This is a genomic window from Geofilum rubicundum JCM 15548, from assembly GCF_000974365.1.
Taxonomy (GTDB): domain Bacteria; phylum Bacteroidota; class Bacteroidia; order Bacteroidales; family Marinilabiliaceae; genus Geofilum; species Geofilum rubicundum.
Map to the genome: position 1 here is coordinate 1 of NZ_BAZW01000020.1, position 18,804 is coordinate 18,804.

Below are 18,804 nucleotides of genomic sequence, written 5' to 3' on the forward strand. Positions count from 1 at the left end.
GTTGTAGGGAGGGAGATTCTTTCTTATATTACCTTAATGACAATAAGAATCATCCTACTTTGAAGTTCAAAAAGTCTCAGATGGTCTAATTTATAAGAACAGTCATTGTGTATTAATAGATTCCATTAGTACGAAGAAGACGAAAGACTATAATGTTTATGTTTATTATTATGATGTTAAAGATGTTGACGACGAAGAAGAATATTTGTTTTATAGAGATGATGTTGGGCTTTTAGCCATCTATAGTTTTAATTGGGATTTCTATTTTTTAATAAGCCAGAAAAATAAGCCAAGACTTTTCGACAATGAAATAATAGACTATATTAATAAAATGAATGAGGTCCCCATCCCGTAAAATAGTTTTTCATTCAGAAAAAAGTAATAAGTGCAAAACTGTCTAACTGTTTTTCTTTGATAAAAGTCCGGGCTTTTATGGAATCAGTTTAATAAGCTCCATGACTTCTTTATCGGTAAGATTTTCGATATCTGATTTGTCGTAAATAGATAACAGGTAAACGGTATCATCCTTAATAACCACGTGTGTTATAATTCGGGCGCCACCGGATTTGCCTTTTCCTTTGCTGGCAATGGCAAGACGTATTTTATAGCAATTGTGGCCAATAGAAGTGCCGTTTTGGGGTTCTTCCTTTAGGTTATTGATAAGTCCTTGGATTTCCTTTTTGAGAGAAGGGAATTTTTTAATCAGACGTTTGGCCTGTCGTTCAAAAACGGATATGGTTTTAATCCTAAAGCTCATTGAGGAAATCTTCAGCGTTACGGGCTTGTATTTTACCTTCCTTAATCAGCTTCATTTCTTCAACAGCTTCGGCTAACTCGGTCATGAACTGTTTTTTATTCCTTAAACGCTCCAGTTCCCCAAGGTCCTTTTGAATCTGTTCCCAATCTTTCAAGGGAAGTTGTACGGCACTTTTATGACCTTTTGTGTCCGTAATATAATGCAAGTTCATCGTGTAAGTTTTTATTCGGTTGCGTATGCCTGTCAATGCAACAAGTATTTACCTCAAAAATATCAAAAACAAGCACTATTAGCAAGTAGTTAAGTCCTCAATCGATTTTCGTAATGTGCTCATTGCGTTCGTCACGTTCGATTTCGCCATCGCGCAGGCGCAGGATGCGGTGGGCGTGCTGGGCGATGTCTTCTTCGTGGGTCACCAAGATGATGGTGTTGCCGCCGGCATGTATTTCATTGAAGAGGCGCATGATGTCGACGGAGGTTTTGGAGTCGAGGTTACCGGTAGGTTCATCTGCCAGAATGATGGAGGGGTTGTTGATCAGGGCGCGGGCGACAGCCACGCGTTGGCGTTGACCCCCAGAGAGTTCATTGGGTTTGTGGGTCATGCGGTCGGTCAATCCCACCTTGTCCAGAGCCATTTTTCCCCGTTCGTAGCGCTCTGCTTTTTGAACGCCGCCATAAACCAGCGGTAATACCACATTCTCTAAGGCTGAATACTGATGCAACAGGTTGAATGTCTGGAATACAAAACCAATTTCTTTGTTTCGGATTTCTGCCAGACGGTCGTCTGTCAGTCGGCTGACATCGGTGCCGTTGAGCACATAGGTACCGGCGGATGGTGTGTCCAGGGCGCCAATGATATTCATGAGGGTGGACTTTCCGGAACCTGAGGGTCCCATGATGGCCACGTAATCGCCTCGTATAATATTAGTCGTTACACCCCGCAGTGCTCTTACTACTTGGTTTCCTACCTGGTAATTTTTCTCTATGCGCTCAATTTCTATGACGTTTTTCGACATGCTTTTTTGTATTCAGATGAATCAATTGTTGGGTTAGACAGGCAAGGGGTGTTTTGGTTTAATATTTTATCACAAAATGTTCTTTTGGACTCTCTTTTCTGAAAAATACGATTCCCAGTCGCAACAAATCCACTGATACGGTGACTTGCGGATGCTGGATGATGGCCTTCCAGGCACGCTCCATACCGGGTGACCAGTGAATGTCGTCCAGCACAAACAGCGTGTCGTTGTGGATGTAGGGCAGGCATTGATGAAAATAGGCCAGCGTGCTTTCTTCCCGGTGATCGCCGTCGAAATAGACCAGATCGACCGATGGCAAGCGTTTCAGGGCTTCAGGCAAGTGATCCTGAAAGGAGCCTTGCAGCAATTCGATATGCCGGGCATTGAGCTGGTCAAAAGTGGCCTGGGCCACTTTGGCTGACTCGGGACAGCCTTCAATGGTGATGGTTGTTCCTTTTTTATGGGGCAGGGCCAAATATAGGGTGCTGATGCCCGTCGAGGTGCCCAACTCCAAAATGTTTTTCGCCTTGAAGCGCGTGACCAGTCTGTAAAGCAATTGGCCATATTTGCGGGGTAAGGCGCCGCTTCTGACAAGGTCGGCAATTTTGCGCTTTCGGGCCGGTGTTTTCACGGAGCCGGCTCCCAGGTCGGTCAGCTCAATGACCTGCCGACTGCGAAGCAGGGCCTGACGCCAGCCTTCAATGCGCTCAAAGTCGTAATAGGCATGCTTTTCCCGCATGAGGTGGCCTGCCAAATCAAAAACAAAGGGGGATTGTATGCCAAAGCCCTTCCAGTGGTTGGGGCGGGTGTAGTATTGAATGTAGCGTTTTGCCAGAAACCAGTTCACAGATTGTTGTTTTGCCAACAAATATAGTAATTATTGGCACTTGCTTCATCCAATCCTTTCTGCTATTTTTGGCCTTCAATCATGTCAGAGTTATCTACCTTAAATATTATGTATCTGCCGGGAGTCGGCCCCAAGCGGGCTGAGATTCTGAAGCAGGAACTTCGTGTGGTCTCCTACGAAGATTTGATTTACTATTTTCCCTATCGGTATGTGGACCGCAGCCGCATTTATACCATTAGTGAGATGCAGCCCGATATGCAGCACATTCAACTCAAGGGACACATTGCTTCTTTGCGCACGGTGGGAGAGGGCAGGGGGAAGCGTATGAGTGCTGTTTTTACCGATGGCACCGGCCAGGTAGAGTTGGTATGGTTCAAAGGGCTAAAGTTCGTTAAAGGAAGCATTCAGGCCAATGCCACCTATCTTGTTTTTGGTAAGCCTTCTGTTTTTAACGGCGCCATTAATATGGTACATCCGGAGCTGGAACTCTACGATGAGAACAAATCCCGTATCCAGTCGGGCCTGCAACCTCAATACAATACATCTGAGAAAATGAAAAGTCATTTTCTCAATTCCAAAGCCATTCAAAAGCTGGTTTTTAATCTTTTTCAAAGTTATCAGGGAAAGATTCCGGAGTCGCTGCCGGCCTGGATCATTGAGAAATACCGTTTGACGATATTGAATGATGCTTTGCGCACCATTCATTTCCCAAAGGATACCCAGTTATTGGAAAAAGCCCGGTTCAGGTTAAAACTGGAGGAGCTGTTTTATATTCAACTGAATATTTTGCGGCTAAAAAATCAGCGAACCTTCCATATCAAAGGGCATATTTTTAATACCGTTGGGTCTTACCTGAATCTCTTTTACAAGGAGCACATTCCCTTTGAACTGACCAATGCGCAAAAGCGGGTGATTCGTGAAATGCGACAGGATATGGGGAGTGGTCGACAAATGAATCGGCTTCTGCAGGGGGATGTGGGAAGCGGAAAAACCTTGGTGGCGCTGATGGTGATGCTGATTGCGCTGGACAATAGCTACCAGACTTGTCTGATGGCACCTACGGAGATTCTGGCGGGCCAGCATTTTGAAACCATTGCCGAACAGGTGGCTTCATTGGGCATTCAGGTGGCGCTGTTGACGGGGTCGACCAAAAAAGCGGAGCGTGAGCGCATCCATGCTGCCTTGCGCAATGGGGAGATGCAAATCCTGATTGGCACACACGCACTGATTGAAGATACGGTGGTGTTTAAGAATCTGGGACTGGTGGTTATTGACGAGCAGCACCGCTTTGGGGTTCAGCAGCGGGCGCGACTGTGGAAGAAAAATCTGAATCCGCCCCACGTATTGGTGATGACGGCCACGCCCATTCCACGTACCTTGGCCATGACGGTTTACGGCGATTTGGAGGTGTCGGTGATAGATGAGTTGCCCCCGGGGCGCAAGCCCATTCAGACGATGCATTACTTTCACAACCGCCGCAACCAACTCAACCGCTTTTTGCAGGAGGAGATGGATAAGGGGCGGCAGATCTATGTGGTCTATCCATTGATTGATGAGTCGGAGAAGCTGGATTTTAAAAACCTGACCGAAGGGTATGAATATATGCAAAAGTCCTTTCCCCACGCTCAGGTGGTCATGGTGCACGGCCGCATGAAGTCGGCCGAGAAAGAAGCCGCCATGCACATCTTTGCCTCGGGCCAGGCGCAAATAATGGTGGCCACGACGGTTATTGAAGTCGGCGTCAATGTACCCAACGCCTCGGTGATGGTCATTGAAAGCGCCGAGCGCTTTGGTTTGTCGCAGTTGCACCAGTTGCGCGGCAGAGTTGGACGGGGTGCTGAGCAAAGCCATTGTGTATTGATGACCTCCTTTAAACTGGCCGAAGAAACCCGCAAGCGCATGGAAATCATGACCCGCACCAACGATGGCTTTGAAATTGCTGAGGCGGATATGAAAATGCGTGGTCCGGGTGACTTGGAAGGTACGCAGCAGTCGGGCCTGCCCTTCGACCTTAAAATTGCGAATCTCACGCGCGACAGTCAGATACTGCAATTGGGGCGTGACATCGCGATGAACGTACTGGAGCAGGATCCCCTTTTGGAACAAGCCCCTAATCAAATACTGGTACGCCAGCTCAGGAAGCTGGCCCGGGCCAAAATCAATTGGGGCATGATTAGTTAAAAGCTAGCTATGAAAATTTATGTATATCGAACACAGTGACTTTTGCCTGAGAAGCATTACCAGCAATGATGCGGAGGCCTATTACCAAATATACAGTCACCCGGAAGTGGCCAGGTACGATGATTTTAAGCCCATTTCACGGGAAGACTTAGCAGTTGATATGGCGCGCATTGCGCTTTATACGACTGCCAGTGCCTACCGTGAACTGGCAGTGGCCACCACGGCCGATAATAAGATGATAGGTGTTCTTACCATTGATAAGAAAAAGCACTATGTCTATTTAGGTTATCACTTTCACCCCGATTATCAGCGAAAAGGCTATGCTTTTCGCTCCGTCAGTGCACTCCTGGAATGTTTTAGTCCACAGGAGCGCCATGTTTTGAGACTGGTTTCACATCCCGACAATCGGGCATCTATAGCCCTGGCCAGGAAGTTGGGTTTTGTCTTTGTGGCCCGCCGATACCAGAAGGGTGTCCGGGAGGAGGTGTTTCGTTTTGACGCGGAACAGTGGGCGTCCCGAGAGGCTCAATAATATGTCAGTTTTTATTTTGCCCAAAAATGCTTTTGGGGCATGTTTCGCAAAGTCTCTATTCGCTGATCCAGATTTTTTCAGCGACAAATACCTTGTTTTTCCACAGTTTTAAGATGTAATAGCCTGACGGTAGGGATGATGTGCTGATACTGTTGGTGTTTTCAACTGCTTGCAGCAACTGTCCCTGCATATTATACAACTGCATGCCATCGAATAGCTCACTGGTTCGAAGTTGCTTTTTATCCGTGTCCAGCCAGGCGTGCGACTGGTCTGAATGGACATCGACGATGGGTGTGGAGGCGGCTTTTAGATAAAAGGCATTCCTTTTAATCAGGGTTTTGTCGGTGATTAAAGTGGCATCAAAGGTGTCATTGATAATGGACAGAATATAATCGCCTGTCGGGTGGCCGTAGGATATGGTGAAATTGGCCATAAGAACTGTTTCTGATTGGGCTTCTGACGAATTCATCAGAATGGTGGTATCGTCCTGGGTTAATTTTACCAGGTTCGTTCCCTGGGAAAAGTCAATGTTTTCTCCGGTTATTTCCACATCGAGGGTGGCCCCCAGCATCAGAATATTGGGTGAAACAGAGCTTATATTTGGAATATTTTCTCCTTCTTCTACAGTAAATGCATCAGATAGCCAATTGGTGCCATCATAGGCATTGTAAAGATAGAGCGTGTAAAGACCCTTTGGATGGCCGTAGTCCAGATCAAATAAAGCAGAAATGGTGGTGTTGTCAACAACATCGGTTTGTATAGGGGTAATGGTTGTTCCATCCCTGAACAAATAGATTTTATTTTTTACGTCGTTTTTATTGAAATGGGTATTGACTCCATATATGGTGATTGAAACCTGTTCGCCCCGCTTTCCATGGACGGGTGTGCTTGACGCCAGAGATGGCGTGCTGGCTCCTGCTTCCAGAGTCAGGGCTCCTGAGCGGCTTAGTTCAATTCCCGTTTCATGTCTGAAAAGCAAGTCATATACCCCCGTAGGATAGTCGATGTTGAAGGAAAAGTTGGCATTAACCGTGTTAGGGTCAACGACGGTGTAGGAATTGCTTTCAATGATTGAATTTTCATGGGCCAGCCAAATGAGGTTGGTTCCCTGATACAAATCAATGCTATTGGTGGTGATTTCAATATCAATGGTTTCTCCCTGGCTTACGGTGGCGGGACTTGCCGAAACAATTTCCGGAGGGGTGTCTCCCGCCAGCAGGGTGAAAGCATCCGGTAAATATATCCAGCCATCGATCGCATTGAATAGCTTCAATGTGTATAAACCCGTTTCGTGGGCATAGTTAAACCTGAATTGCGCCACCAGTTCCTCATTTGTGTTGGTGGTGACCTGATGGGCGGATATGGTTTTGCCGGAATGATTACTGACGAGGGATACCATGGAGGATCCACTCATGAATTGGGTGTTGCTGCCGGTAATGGTCATGCTTACGTCCCCTCCCTGAGAAGCTTCTTCTATTGAAACCCCTGAGAGTTGAGGGCTGTTTTCCCTGGTTGTAATGGTAATGGCATCGTAACTCCAAAGTTCGGATGCATGGGCATCCATGGTCAATACAAGATCATAAGCACCGGTTGGGGCGGAGGCCGCTATATTAAAATTGGCTATGAGGGTATTCGTGCTGAACGAATGGGTTTGGTAACTGTAAATTTGGGTTGAACCCTGGCTGAGCCGGACCATATTGGTTCCCTGCGAAAAGTCAACATCGCTTGCGGTAATGGTGATGTCCAGATTTTTCCCCTGTTCTACGGTGCAGGTGAAACAGAGTTGATTTGCTGCGCTGCCAGCTCAAAAGACATGAGTGAAAGGACCAGAAGGCATAAATGAAACGTTTTCATAAGTTACGGTTAAAGGTTGTTATTAATCAGGCCATCCAGAAAAGTACCGGTATCGGCCTTGTGGTGCTGAAACTTTAATATCAGTGTTTTGTAAAAATAGGGATTTTCTTTGTTCTTTTGAAATTGCCGGCTGAAATTGTTGTCAGGAGAGACCTTGTTGTCAGACAGATACTGTTGGATGAATTGAGCAGCGACTATTTGCAAGGTTTGTTGGTATCTGTCCGACTCTTCATCTGGCTCTGTGTTGGCCATGATTTCAAAGGCCTTTGTGAGCCTGTTTTGGTTAAAATAAAGGGCGCAAAGATTGAGTCTGGAATCCAGATGCCCGGGGGCCAGCGCAATTACTTCCAGATATTTTTGAATGGCCTCATTGGTTTGGCCATTTTTAAATAGACTCCCGGCATAATCATTGGTCACAAATAGATGATAAGGGTTTAAACGGTAGGCCTTTTCGAAATGCCTCTCTGCTTTTTTGTGGTCTTTGAGCTGAAACCAGGCAGCGCCGGCATACCAGTCTATCGGTGTTGAAGTGGCATCTACATTGTAGAATGCTGATTGGGCCTTGTTAATGTGTCGGATGCAATCATGGGGTTGGTTGGTCTTCCGGTATTTCAGGGCCTTTTTGGTGTGGATTTCTCCATAAAGCCTGAAACTTCCGGAGATAAGCGCTACCGCCAAAAGGGTTAAAACCAGAAAATGGGCGGGTTTCACTTGTGCGGGATGGTTTGATGAAGGTTGGATGTTCCTATTTATTAACGCTCCGGTCATTGAAAAAAGCAGGATGTTGTGAAAAATAATTTCCTTTGGAAAACTTAGCATCGAAAAACAAGCATACAGCACCATGGTTGCGCCAACTACCAGAGCCAGATACCGGTCCTCCTTATTGGATGATCTGATATAGGTGACAAAAGCCAATACAAGCAGAGAGAGGAAGAAAAGAAGGTACAAACTGCCACCTATAATTCCTTGTTCAGCCAGGACCCACAGAAAATCGTTGTGCGGTCTTTGATAAAATACTTCGCCCTTTACAGCCTCATAATCTTTTGATCCGAATTTCAGCATTTCAATTTTCCATGTGTCCAGTCCATGCCCGAAAATTGGTTTTTCCGCGATTAGTTTCACACTTCTGTCCCACAACTTAAGCCGGTCTTTGGTGGATCCTTCCCCGGGATTGAACGAGGTGCTTATGTGGTGAATTAAAGAAGTTTTATCCGCGAAATAATAGGCCGTGGCACTGCCTGCAGCGACAGATATCAGGAGAACCATGGAGAGTTGTTTAAAACCTTTGGTTTTAAACAGGAAACGACGCTTGATGGCCATTAATGACACAATGGTCAGGGCTGCAGCGATAACAGCCAGCCAGGATGTTCGGTTCGAAAGGAGAATCAGCAAGATAAAAGTCAGGGAGAGGTTGATGGTGGTACCTGCTTTTAGCCATGATTTTTGCGTGGTGAAAAATTGATAAACCAGAAATGGCAGGGAAAAAGCGAGCGTTTCTGCCAACAGGTTTCTATGGGCAAAAATGGCCGTCAGATGGTAGGTGGAGTGAGGGATGGAAAGTTGTCCGTTTTTCAATAACGTGAGAACCTGAATGTAGCCTGTCACTAAAATGACAGATGATAGCAGATACCATACGATTGATATGTTTTTTAAAGTGTTGGGTCCTTTAATGCGCCAGGCAAAGGTGAGCAAAAGCACGAAATAGAGGCCTGTTTTAATGAAGACATAAAAGGCATCTGCGAGGTTGCCGGCCATAGCCACCGATACCATGGAATAGAGGAGGTAGCCTGAGAGACTAAGCAGCAGAATTTTGCTTACACGGTTGTTGAATGAGAAGCGAAGTTGTGGTTTGTTGAAAATCAGCCAATAGACAAAGAGGCCGGCACTTAAAAAGGTGAACTGCAAGTGTTGGGATGGGTCAAAGGTCAGTTTTGTTTGAAGGAGAGGTATTACCCCAAAAAGAAAGGCTGCCAAAAGCATCTCCTTAAGTGAGGCCAGTCGGTTCAAAACGGATTTTTGGGGTGCAGGTCTTTTCACAACAAAATGGTTCCAATGATACTTAGTTGCAATGGCGCGTTCTTTCTTACTGTTTAAATAGAAAAAAAATCAGAAATGGCAAATTGCAAAAAAGACAGCATCCAGTCAAGTAGAATCTATCTAAATAACCGGATGCTGTTGTTCTGGAATGCTTTTGTACGGACTATTGGACCACTATTTTTTGTGTGAAGGTGTTGGTGGCGGAGGCTACCTGTAAAAGGTACAGGCCGGGTGTCAGTTGGGTGTTGATTTCATTTTCGCCGGAAGAAATGGCTGCCTCAAAGACTTTTTGCCCCTGAAAGTTGAAGATATTTGCCGTGGCCTGGTTTTCATCAGAATGAATGGTAAAGGATCCATGCGAGGGATTGGGATACACCATCGTTTCGGAGGCCGTTTGGGTCTCCAGTCCGGTAGCCGAAAAATCAACCAGTCGGAAGGTTTGTTGCGGCGCAGTTTCAAAGCAGCCCCATTGCAGAATGTTGGTGCCATCGGCATTGGAGGCGTTGGCGACATCCAGACAGCGGTTGCTGTTTCTGTTGATGAGCGATAGCCTCCGCCTGGCGCTACCATAAATGAGAATTGCTGGGCATTGCCCCAATACTCCCAGAGGTTGATGTTGGCGCCATTTTCGGTTGATACTTCAAATACATCAAAGGAGAGGTTGGTGTTATTGGCAGGTTTGATCGAATGCCAGATGCCCTCTTCATTGGTGATGATGAATTTTTGCGTTTCGTCGCCCACATAGGTGTTCTGCATGATGTTGGTGCCATTCACTGGTGGGGTTGCGGCCATGGTGACGGCCTTGTCGCTATGAGAAGCAATGAGGGCATACTGGCCGTTGATCTCCGCCATTTCAACCCCCGTTGGTCCGGCCACCGGCCAGCCATCGACAAATTCAAGGGTGGTGGTGAATAATCTGGGATAGCCGTTGCTGAAACCATCGTAGTAGTGGTAGGACATCACCCCTTCGCCATAGCCAATGTGTCCCGGTCCCACAATATTACCTGTCTGAACCGGCAAAAATTCACGAACGCCGGAATAGGGACCAGTGATGCTGGTCGAACGGGATACTTCTACATAATAGGTGCTGTTCAACAGTTGACAGCAGCGTCCCCGATTGATAAAGAGGTAGTAGTAGCTGCCGTTTTTAAGGATGAAGGGTGCTTCGTAATCGCGGTGACTGCCACCGGCAATTTTGGTCAGGCTGCCCAGTGTTTTACCTGTGGAAGGGTCGATCTCTATGACGCCGATACCTCCAAAGTAAGAACCATACGACATCCATATTTTGCCATCCGTGTCGCGCATCAAGGCAGGGTCAATGGCATTGATGGCCGTGTTGCTGCCATTGGAAGAGACCACCAGTCCCTGATCCTCCCAGGTGGGGTTGGCCAAAGAGGGGGTTCGGGTAACCCCGATAACCGATCGGGAGGTCCCAAAACTGGAGGCGGAGTAGTAGAGGTAGTAATACCCTTCCATATAAATGAGGTCAGGCGCCCAAAAGTTTCCGCCAAAATCCGTTACATAGCTATCAATCCATGTGGGATGATTGTTGGGGTCAAGTGGTGTGGGCTCTTCCTGATGGTTGGTGAATTGCGGGTTGGACGACGAAAGGCCATAAATGCCATCCCCTGTGGAAAACACGTAATAGCGGTCATCATCCCCTTTTACGATGGTGGATGGATCGTGAACCGGTCCCTGAGCTGCCAGCTTCATAAAAACTGCTGCCAGAAAAAACAGACACAACAGGCCTGCTTTTAATAAACGACTGGTACTTTTTATACTTTTTCCGGTAGAGCTTGCTTGCATATCTTTCATGTTTTAGATGGATGATGATTTTTACCCTGCAAAGATGTCAATTACAAGCAACTATCGGGTGGACAGATGTTGATACTTGGTGGACAAAAAACACACCTCGCTTAACTGAACTCAGGCTCCTGAGATAAAAACTGACCCGTATAGCTCTTTTTGATTTTGGTGATTTGTTCCGGCGTGCCACAACCTACCAGTTCGCCACCGAGGCTGCCGCCTTCTGGCCCAATATCAATGATATAGTCTGCGGCTTTAACCACGTCCAGATTGTGCTCAATTACAATGACGGTGTTGCCTCTGTCCACCAGTTTGTTGAGCACCTCGAGTAAAACCCGTATGTCCTCGAAATGCAGACCTGTGGTGGGTTCATCCAGAATGTAAATGGTTTTGCCGGTATCTTTTTTAGCCAGTTCAGACGATAGTTTAACGCGTTGTGACTCACCCCCTGATAAGGTGGTGGAGGATTGTCCCAATTTGATATAGCCCAGACCTACCTGCTGCAGCATTTTAATTTTATGTTGCAGGTTGGGGATGTTTTCAAAAAATTCAACCGCCTGATTGATGGTCATATCCAACACATCGCTGATCGATTTGCCTTTGAAGCGAACCTCCAGCGTCTCACGGTTATAGCGCTTGCCACTACAATCGGGACATTCGACCATGACATCTGGTAGGAAGTTCATTTCAATGACTTGGACACCGCCTCCTTTGCATGTTTCACAACGACCGCCCACTACGTTGAAGGAGAAGCGACCGGGCTTGTAGGCACGAATTTTGGCTTCGGGCAGATCTGCGTATAGCTTGCGAATTTCGTCGAACATTTTGGTGTAGGTGGCGGGGTTCGATCGGGGCGTGCGACCCAGTGGCGATTGGTCCACATCAACAACCTTATCTACATGTTCGAGGCCCTTTACTTTTTTGTAGGGAAGGGGTTCTTTGACCCCTTTGTAAACGTGCTGATTCAATATGGGGTAGAGGGTCTCATTGACGAGGGTGGATTTACCACTGCCGGAAACCCCTGTCACGCAAATCAGTTTTCCCAAGGGAAATTTGACGGATATGTTTTTCAGGTTGTTGCCTGTGGCCCCAACCACTTCCACAATGTTTCCATTGCCTTCACGCCGCTTGGCCGGCATGGGAATGGATTTTTTGCCGGTCAGGTAGTCGGCCGTCAGCGACTGTGAATTCAATATCTGCTTTGGGGTTCCCTGGTTCACTACCTGGCCGCCAAAACGGCCGGCCAACGGCCCCATGTCAATCACATGGTCGGCAGCCATCATCATGTCCCGGTCGTGCTCCACCACCAGCACGGAGTTACCCGTATCACGCAGTTGCTTGAGCGATTCTATCAATCGGTGATTGTCGCGTTGGTGCAGGCCAATGGAGGGTTCATCTAATATGTAGAGCACATTGACCAATTGCGAGCCAATTTGAGTGGCCAGTCGGATGCGCTGACTCTCCCCGCCAGAGAGGGTCATGGCGCCCCGGTCCAGCGCCAGATAATTCAGCCCTACATCCACCATAAAGCCGAGCCGCGAACGGATTTCTTTCAATATTTCGGCCGCAATCAGGTTTTGCTTATCGCTCAATCGCTCCTCCAGATTAACGAACCACTGGCGCAGAACGGTCAGGTCCATTTGCGAAAGCTCAGCAATGTTTTTTCCATCCAATTTAAAGTGAAGCGCTTCTTTGTTGAGGCGCTGGCCGTTACATTCGGGGCACTTGGTGTCGGTTATGTATTGGTTGGCCCAACGGTTGGCTTTGGCCCCTGCTTCACTGTGCTGCTGGTCAATAATGTATTTTATCACACCATTAAAGCTCAAAAAGTAGTTGGAGTTGGTCCCCAGTGGTGTGTTTTTGAGGGTTAACGGCTCACTGGTCCCGTGAAGAATGGCTTCGAGGCCCTCTTCGGGAATGTTTTCAATACTGGTTTTAAGGGTAAAACCGAATTTTTCTGCCAGAGATTCCAGCTGCCAGAATATGAGTATGTTTCGGTATTTGCCCAAAGGGGCAATGCCGCCTCTGTAGATGCTGAGCTTGGGATCAGGAATGATTTTTTCCATATCCACCTCATCCATATTGCCCAGTCCCTTGCATTTGGGACAGGCCCCTGCGGGGAATTGAAGGAGAAGGAGTGAGGGGCCGGCTCGTTGTAGGATATGCCGGTGGTGGGACACATCAGCAGGCGGCTGAAATAGCGGGGTTCCTCTTCCTTGCCTTTTTCAATGATCATGATGGTATTATGGCCCTGTTTCATGGCTACTTTGACCGATTCTTCCAGGCGCTTCCGGTCCTTAGCTTCCACTTTAAGCTTGTCTACCACCACCTCTATGAAGTGGTTTTTGTAACGGTCGACCTTCATGTTGTGGCGAATTTCTTTGATTTCGCCATCAACCTTACATGGATGAAGCCTTTTTTTCTAATCTGCTCGAATAATTCTTTGTAATGGCCTTTACGGCCTTTGATCATGGGGGATAAAATGTAAACACTCTTGCCTTCAAATTTGGACAGTATCAAATCCAATATTTGGGCGTCGGTGTATTTGACCATTTTCTCACCCGACAGGTAGGAATAGGCATCAGCGGCACGGGCGTAAAGCAGGCGCAGAAAATCGTATATTTCGGTGATGGTGCCAACAGTGGAACGGGGATTTTTTCCGGTGGTTTTTTGCTCGATGGAAATCACCGGGCTCAGACCGGTGATTTTGTCCACATCCGGCCGCTCCATGCCACCTAAAAACTGGCGGGCATAGGCCGAAAAAGTCTCGATGTACCGACGTTGTCCTTCCGCATAAATGGTGTCGAAGGCCAAAGAGGATTTGCCGCTGCCGCTTAAGCCGGTAATCACTACTAGTTGGTTCCGGGGGATGGTGACGTCTATATTTTGAAGATTGTGAACCCGGGCACCCAGTACCTCTATTTGTGCCGTTTCGTTAATGTCTGATGGTATGTTGGATGTGACCTTCTCTTGCATAGTGCTCTTTCCGTAAAAATGTAATTCGCAAAGATAAAAAAAGAATATGAGTATAGTTTGTAATGGGATAATCAATTCGTTGAGAACAAGGTTGGATTAAAACGCTTAACTTTGTGGGATGCTTACAGAGATAACCATACAGGAATATTATCAAACAAAGGAATCGTGGCCGCTGATTGATGTCCGTTCGCCCGGAGAATTTGAAAAGGGACACATTCCTGGTGCCATAAATATTCCATTGTTTTCCAATGAGGAACGGGCCCATGTGGGCACGGTGTACAAACAACGCTCCAAAGAAAAAGCCCTTGAGCTGGGATATGTCTATGTGACGCCTAAGTTGCAATGGTTTTTGGATGAAGCGCGGAAGCATGCACCGGATGGACAAGCCATTGTTCACTGCTGGCGGGGTGGTATGCGCAGCCAGTCGTTCGCTCAGCATTTGCGCGACAACGGATTTCAACAGGTTTTAACCATTGTTGGTGGCTATAAATCCTATCGGCGTTTTTTGCTTGGTGCCATGTCGCAATCCTGCCAACTGCAAATCATTGGGGGTTATACCGGAAGCGGAAAAACCCATGTGATTGAACAGTTGATGGCTGGCGGACATCAGGCCATTGATCTGGAAGGCCTGGCCAACCACAAAGGCTCGGCCTTTGGGGCCATTGGACAAAAACAACAACCCACCTCCGAACAGTTTGAAAACAATTTATTTGAGCAGTGGCGACGCTTTGATCGGGACCAACCCATTTGGCTGGAAGATGAGAGTTGCAACATTGGCAAAGTGAATCTGCCCCTGGCTTTGTTTCAGAAAATGCGTCAATCAACGGTTTTTTTTCTGAATATTCCGCGTGAAAAGCGGGCCGAATTGTTGGCCCGTGAATATGCCTTTGAGGATGTTGGCCCCCTGCAAATGGCCGTTCAACGCATTTCAAAAAGATTGGGCGGATTGGTCACCCAGCAGTGTCTGGATTTTTTGGAACAGCGTCAGTTTTATGAAGTCGCCTTGCTGACCTTGCACTACTATGACAAGACTTATTTAAAAGGCCTGAGTTTTAGAGATCAGGAAAAAGTCCGTATCATTGAGGGCAGCGATACAGATGCTGAGCACAACACCCTTTTGCTGCTTAACGCCGCAAAAGAGTGTTTAATTCCATAGGGTTTTCTTTCCACCTCAAGGAAACGATCGTTCTTTGATACCTTAAAAGGAAAATAATGAAATCAAAAATTTTCGTTTAAAAAATCAAGTTGATTATCGTTAAAAAATCCGGGCTGTTTGAGTGTAGCGAGTTCCCGGAAGATTTGTTCTGTTTTTTTAAAATAACAAAAAATTATGACACCTATACAATTAACCAAATACAGCCATGGAGCAGGCTGTGGATGCAAAATATCTCCCAAAGTATTATCCACTATTCTGCAAAGCAGCATTCAGCCCATGGTTGATCCGCTCTTATTGGTCGGTAATGACAGTCGCGATGATGCCGCTGTTTATGACATGGGCAATGGGGAGGCGATTATCAGCACGACCGATTTTTTTATGCCCATTGTGGATGATCCCTTTACTTTTGGGCGCATTGCGGCGGTCAATGCCATCAGTGATGTTTATGCCATGGGGGGAAGCCCTTTTCTGGCCATCGCTATTTTGGGTTGGCCGCTCGATAAACTGGCTCCGGAAGTGGCACAACAGGTATTGGAGGGGGGGCGTCAGGCCTGCAAAGAGGCAGGTATTCTGTTGGCCGGTGGCCACAGTATTGACAACCCGGAACCCATTTTTGGTCTGGCCGTTACCGGTCGCGTACCCATTGAAAAACTGAAGCGCAACGATACCGCCACGGAGGGTTGTCGGCTCTATTTAACCAAGCCCCTGGGGGTTGGTGTGTTGAGTACGGCCCAAAAACAGGGGAAATTGAAGCCCGAACATGCGCATATAGCATCCGATTCGATGTCGCAGCTCAATAAAATAGGGGAAGATATGGCTGCTGTGACAGGGGTCAGAGCCATGACGGATGTGACCGGGTTCGGATTGCTGGGGCATTTGACGGAGATGTGCGATGGCAGTCGCTTGTCGGCACAAGTGTACCGCGATAAACTGCCCAAGTTTCCTGAAGTGGATGAATATATTGCGCTTGACTGCATTCCGGGTGGCACCCATCGCAACTGGGACAGCTACGGGGAACATATTGACCTGAAATCTGAAAGCGACAAACTCTTGTTGTGTGACCCGCAGACCAGCGGGGGCCTGCTTATTGCCGTGGATGCCTCAGGTATTGATGAGGTAGAGCGCCTTCTGGCGAGCCATGGTTTTTCCACCGAACCCATTGGCGTTCTTGTTGCGCAAAAGGATCGCCTGATTCAGGTGGTTTGATTATTTAACTTCAAAAGCGCCTGGCTTTGGTATTTTGATGGTATAGGTTTTTTGGGATGGATTCAATAAGAAGGTTTCCCGCAGCCAGGGGTTTAAGTCTTTTAGCTCGCGGTAAGTGGTGCCGTGCTCCAGAGCGAAGTCTGCAAAGTCGGCTATTGCACCGGTAACCACCAAATCATTGGTGGGGATAACCGGATACAGGTCGTCTTCGCCCAAATGAAAACCAAATTTTTGCGGATCCGCCATGATAGATTTAATGGCCAATATGCGGAATACATACCTGCCGGTTTCTTCGTTTAAAAGCAGATCATAGTAGGAGGTGATTTTCTGGCGGTCAACCTGGCGCTCCATTCCTCTGGGGCCTGCGTTGTAAGCAGCAGCGGCCATGGTCCATGAGCCAAAGCGCTCATAGGCTTTTTTGAGATAGCGACAGGCGGCAACGGTGCTTTTTTCGATGTGGTAGCGCTCATCTACTTCCTTGTTAACTTCCAGGTTGTAATCCTTGGCAGCACCTTCCAGAAACTGCCAGACTCCTGCGGCACCTGCAGGTGATACTACGCGTTCCTGAAAACCGCTTTCAATAAGGGGTAAAAACTTAAAATCCGATGGGACGCCTTCTGCTTCCAGTATGGGTTCAATTATCGGGAAATAACGATTGGCCCGTTTGATCAACAACAGGGTTTGTGATTGCCAGTAGGTGTTGACCAGCAATTCGCGGTCGTAGCTCTCACGTACATAAGTTTTGTTCATGGGTACCGCTTCACCGGCAAAGTTCAGCTCAGACGGCATGGGTAAGGCATGAATGCTGTAGTTTTGCTGAAACAGGCTGAGTTCAGCCGGGTCCTCTTCTGGCGTCGGTTCAGGGACAGAGGAATGGACAAACAAATTAAATACCAAAACAATGGCTATAATGGACGTGGCTACGGAAAGGATCTTTACAACGGGAAATGAATGATTGTGCTTCATAAGTTATTGGAGATGAAAAGGGGGTGAATGATTTTTTAGGTTGTTTAGGTCAATAGGTCATTAGGTTATTAGGTCAATAGGTCATTAGGTTATTGGGTTGATGGGGTTGATGGGGTTGATGGGGTATTAGGTTAAGAGGTTATTGGGTTGATAGGGGTATTGGGTGTTTGTTATGGTGGTACGTTGAATGTCCGGGGATGTTACAAAAAACCATGGCTTCTCAGAAATGTTTCAGGGGATAATGCGTAGATTTGTAAACAAATGTAAGGAAGATTCTACGATTAATAAAGGTTTAAATGGAGAAAGAAGAATTCGTTCGGATAAATAAATATTTGAGTGAGGCCGGCTTTTGTTCACGCGAAAGGCCGATGAGTTGATTGAGGCGGGGAAGGTGACCATTAATGGAAAATTTCCTGAAAAGGGAACCAAAATTACGGCCAGTGATGAGGTGCGGGTCAATGGGCGCTTAATTAAGGAGCCAAAGGAGCAACCGGTTTATCTGGCCTTTAACAAACCCATTGGCATTGTTTGTACAACGGATACCAAACGAGAGAAGGATAACATCATCGATTATATAAAATATCCCAGACGCATTTTTCCCATCGGTCGACTGGACAAGCCCAGTGAAGGTCTGATTTTGCTGACGAGCGATGGGGATATTGTCAATAAAGTGCTGAGAGCACGTAATAACCATGAAAAGGAATATATTGTAACGGTGAACAAGCCCATTACCAGGGAGTTTATCCGAAGAATGGGCGATGGCGTTCCCGTTTTGGACACCGTTTCACGCAAATGTCTGGTAGAGCAAATGGACCGGGCTACTTTTCGAATTATTTTGACCCAGGGACTGAACCGTCAGATTCGCCGGATGTGCGAATACCTGGGCTATGAAGTGGTGGCGCTTAAGCGCATCCGTATCATGAATATTCTTCTGGATATTCCGGTAGGCAAATGGCGTCACCTGACCGATGCTGAATTGTCTGAGCTAAATAAACTGGTCGCTTCTTCTGCCAAAACGTATGACGCTTAAGTGGGGGTTGGAATATTAAGCAGGGGTTGGAATATCAATTGTTTTGCCTGCTTTTGATACGGGCGGTGCGCAGCTTTCTGATGATGACAAACAGAAACAGCAATTTAAGAGAGGCGCCGACAACGGTCGCGGTCATGGCCAATACCATTGGCACATCGTTGTTGCGTAACTGGGCGCCCAGTATAATAAAGCCCAGTCCAAACAGTAAAAACAGCATTTCATAACCGGGCCGGACTTTGGCCTGGCGTAAAGTCAGGGTCAGAAAAATGATTTTTGTAACACCGCCTATGGATATGAGAATGCCCGGCAAGGGAGAGTCCAGGGATAAAGCCTGGGCCAGTATTCCTGAAAAAATGAAGGCCAATCCTGTATATAGTAACCAGATGTATTTGCGCATGGGGTGATGATTTTTAATAAGGTAAATATATACTTATTATTTA

Annotated in this window: 15 protein-coding genes and 2 pseudogenes; 5 read left to right on the forward strand and 12 right to left on the reverse strand. The window is 47.0% G+C overall.

Going from position 1 to position 18,804, the window contains the following annotated elements; genetic code table 11:
- Positions 1-430 precede the first annotated feature (430 nt).
- The 4 genes from JCM15548_RS10360 to JCM15548_RS10375 form a co-directional block, all read right to left on the reverse strand.
- On the reverse strand, positions 431-757 hold the full coding sequence (locus JCM15548_RS10360; RefSeq protein ID WP_062125013.1) for a type II toxin-antitoxin system RelE/ParE family toxin: 327 nt from the start codon (positions 755-757) through the stop codon (positions 431-433).
- A complete protein-coding gene (locus JCM15548_RS10365; protein ID WP_062125015.1) occupies positions 747-968 on the reverse strand; it encodes a hypothetical protein in 222 nt (73 codons plus the stop codon). The genes JCM15548_RS10360 and JCM15548_RS10365 overlap by 11 nt, the downstream gene beginning before the upstream one ends.
- Before the next feature lie 97 nt (positions 969-1,065).
- Positions 1,066-1,773, reverse strand: coding sequence for an ABC transporter ATP-binding protein (locus tag JCM15548_RS10370; protein WP_062125017.1), 708 nt, complete (start codon positions 1,771-1,773; stop codon positions 1,066-1,068).
- 58 nt (positions 1,774-1,831) lie between these two features.
- Positions 1,832-2,620 carry an O-methyltransferase gene (locus JCM15548_RS10375; protein WP_062125019.1) on the reverse strand — a complete coding sequence of 263 codons (789 nt, stop codon included), beginning with the start codon at positions 2,618-2,620 and terminating at the stop codon, positions 1,832-1,834.
- Between the two features lie 81 nt (positions 2,621-2,701).
- Between JCM15548_RS10375 and recG the strand changes: the two genes are divergently transcribed.
- Together recG and JCM15548_RS10385 are read left to right on the forward strand one after the other, a co-directional pair.
- The gene (gene recG / locus JCM15548_RS10380) at positions 2,702-4,801 is read left to right on the forward strand and encodes an ATP-dependent DNA helicase RecG (RefSeq protein WP_062125099.1); all 2,100 of its coding nucleotides are present in this window, start codon (positions 2,702-2,704) and stop codon (positions 4,799-4,801) included.
- Between the two features lie 19 nt (positions 4,802-4,820).
- Positions 4,821-5,333 (forward strand): GNAT family N-acetyltransferase, encoded by a 513-nt coding sequence (locus JCM15548_RS10385; protein WP_062125021.1) that lies wholly within the window; start codon positions 4,821-4,823, stop codon positions 5,331-5,333.
- 55 nt (positions 5,334-5,388) lie between these two features.
- Here the strand turns inward: JCM15548_RS10385 and JCM15548_RS10390 are convergent, their stop codons facing one another.
- From JCM15548_RS10390 to JCM15548_RS25420, 6 genes and pseudogenes are all read right to left on the reverse strand, one after another.
- Positions 5,389-7,029 carry a T9SS type A sorting domain-containing protein gene (locus JCM15548_RS10390; RefSeq protein ID WP_062125023.1) on the reverse strand — a complete coding sequence of 547 codons (1,641 nt, stop codon included), beginning with the start codon at positions 7,027-7,029 and terminating at the stop codon, positions 5,389-5,391.
- Positions 7,030-7,196: 167 nt separating this feature from the next.
- Positions 7,197-9,224, reverse strand: coding sequence for an O-antigen ligase family protein (locus tag JCM15548_RS10395; protein WP_157482650.1), 2,028 nt, complete (start codon positions 9,222-9,224; stop codon positions 7,197-7,199).
- Between the two features lie 163 nt (positions 9,225-9,387).
- Positions 9,388-9,822 carry a T9SS type A sorting domain-containing protein gene (locus tag JCM15548_RS26310; RefSeq protein ID WP_227625710.1) on the reverse strand — a complete coding sequence of 145 codons (435 nt, stop codon included), beginning with the start codon at positions 9,820-9,822 and terminating at the stop codon, positions 9,388-9,390.
- Positions 9,823-9,839: 17 nt separating this feature from the next.
- Positions 9,840-11,039: pseudogene (locus tag JCM15548_RS10400) on the reverse strand (family 43 glycosylhydrolase); the annotation flags it as partial.
- Between the two features lie 101 nt (positions 11,040-11,140).
- Positions 11,141-13,210 (reverse strand): excinuclease ABC subunit UvrA, encoded by a 2,070-nt coding sequence (gene uvrA, locus JCM15548_RS10405; RefSeq protein WP_083985082.1) that lies wholly within the window; start codon positions 13,208-13,210, stop codon positions 11,141-11,143.
- A 107-nt stretch (positions 13,211-13,317) separates the two neighbouring features.
- Positions 13,318-14,006, reverse strand: a pseudogene (locus tag JCM15548_RS25420) (excinuclease ABC subunit UvrA); the annotation flags it as partial.
- Between the two features lie 118 nt (positions 14,007-14,124).
- Between JCM15548_RS25420 and mnmH the strand changes: the two are divergent.
- Entirely contained in the window at positions 14,125-15,162 is a 1,038-nt protein-coding gene (gene mnmH, locus JCM15548_RS10410; RefSeq protein WP_062125030.1) for a tRNA 2-selenouridine(34) synthase MnmH, read from the forward strand.
- A gap of 174 nt (positions 15,163-15,336) precedes the next feature.
- The gene (gene selD, locus JCM15548_RS10415; protein ID WP_062125038.1) at positions 15,337-16,368 is read left to right on the forward strand and encodes a selenide, water dikinase SelD; all 1,032 of its coding nucleotides are present in this window, start codon (positions 15,337-15,339) and stop codon (positions 16,366-16,368) included.
- On the opposite strand, the gene JCM15548_RS10420 is transcribed toward selD, so the two are convergent.
- A complete protein-coding gene (locus tag JCM15548_RS10420) occupies positions 16,369-17,334 on the reverse strand; it encodes a lytic transglycosylase domain-containing protein (protein ID WP_062125040.1) in 966 nt (321 codons plus the stop codon).
- A 349-nt stretch (positions 17,335-17,683) separates the two neighbouring features.
- Between JCM15548_RS10420 and JCM15548_RS10425 the strand changes: the two genes are divergently transcribed.
- On the forward strand, positions 17,684-18,364 hold the full coding sequence (locus tag JCM15548_RS10425) for a pseudouridine synthase (protein ID WP_227625697.1): 681 nt from the start codon (positions 17,684-17,686) through the stop codon (positions 18,362-18,364).
- 34 nt (positions 18,365-18,398) lie between these two features.
- On the opposite strand, the gene JCM15548_RS10430 is transcribed toward JCM15548_RS10425, so the two are convergent.
- On the reverse strand, positions 18,399-18,761 hold the full coding sequence (locus JCM15548_RS10430) for a hypothetical protein (protein WP_062125042.1): 363 nt from the start codon (positions 18,759-18,761) through the stop codon (positions 18,399-18,401).
- Positions 18,762-18,804 lie beyond the last annotated feature (43 nt).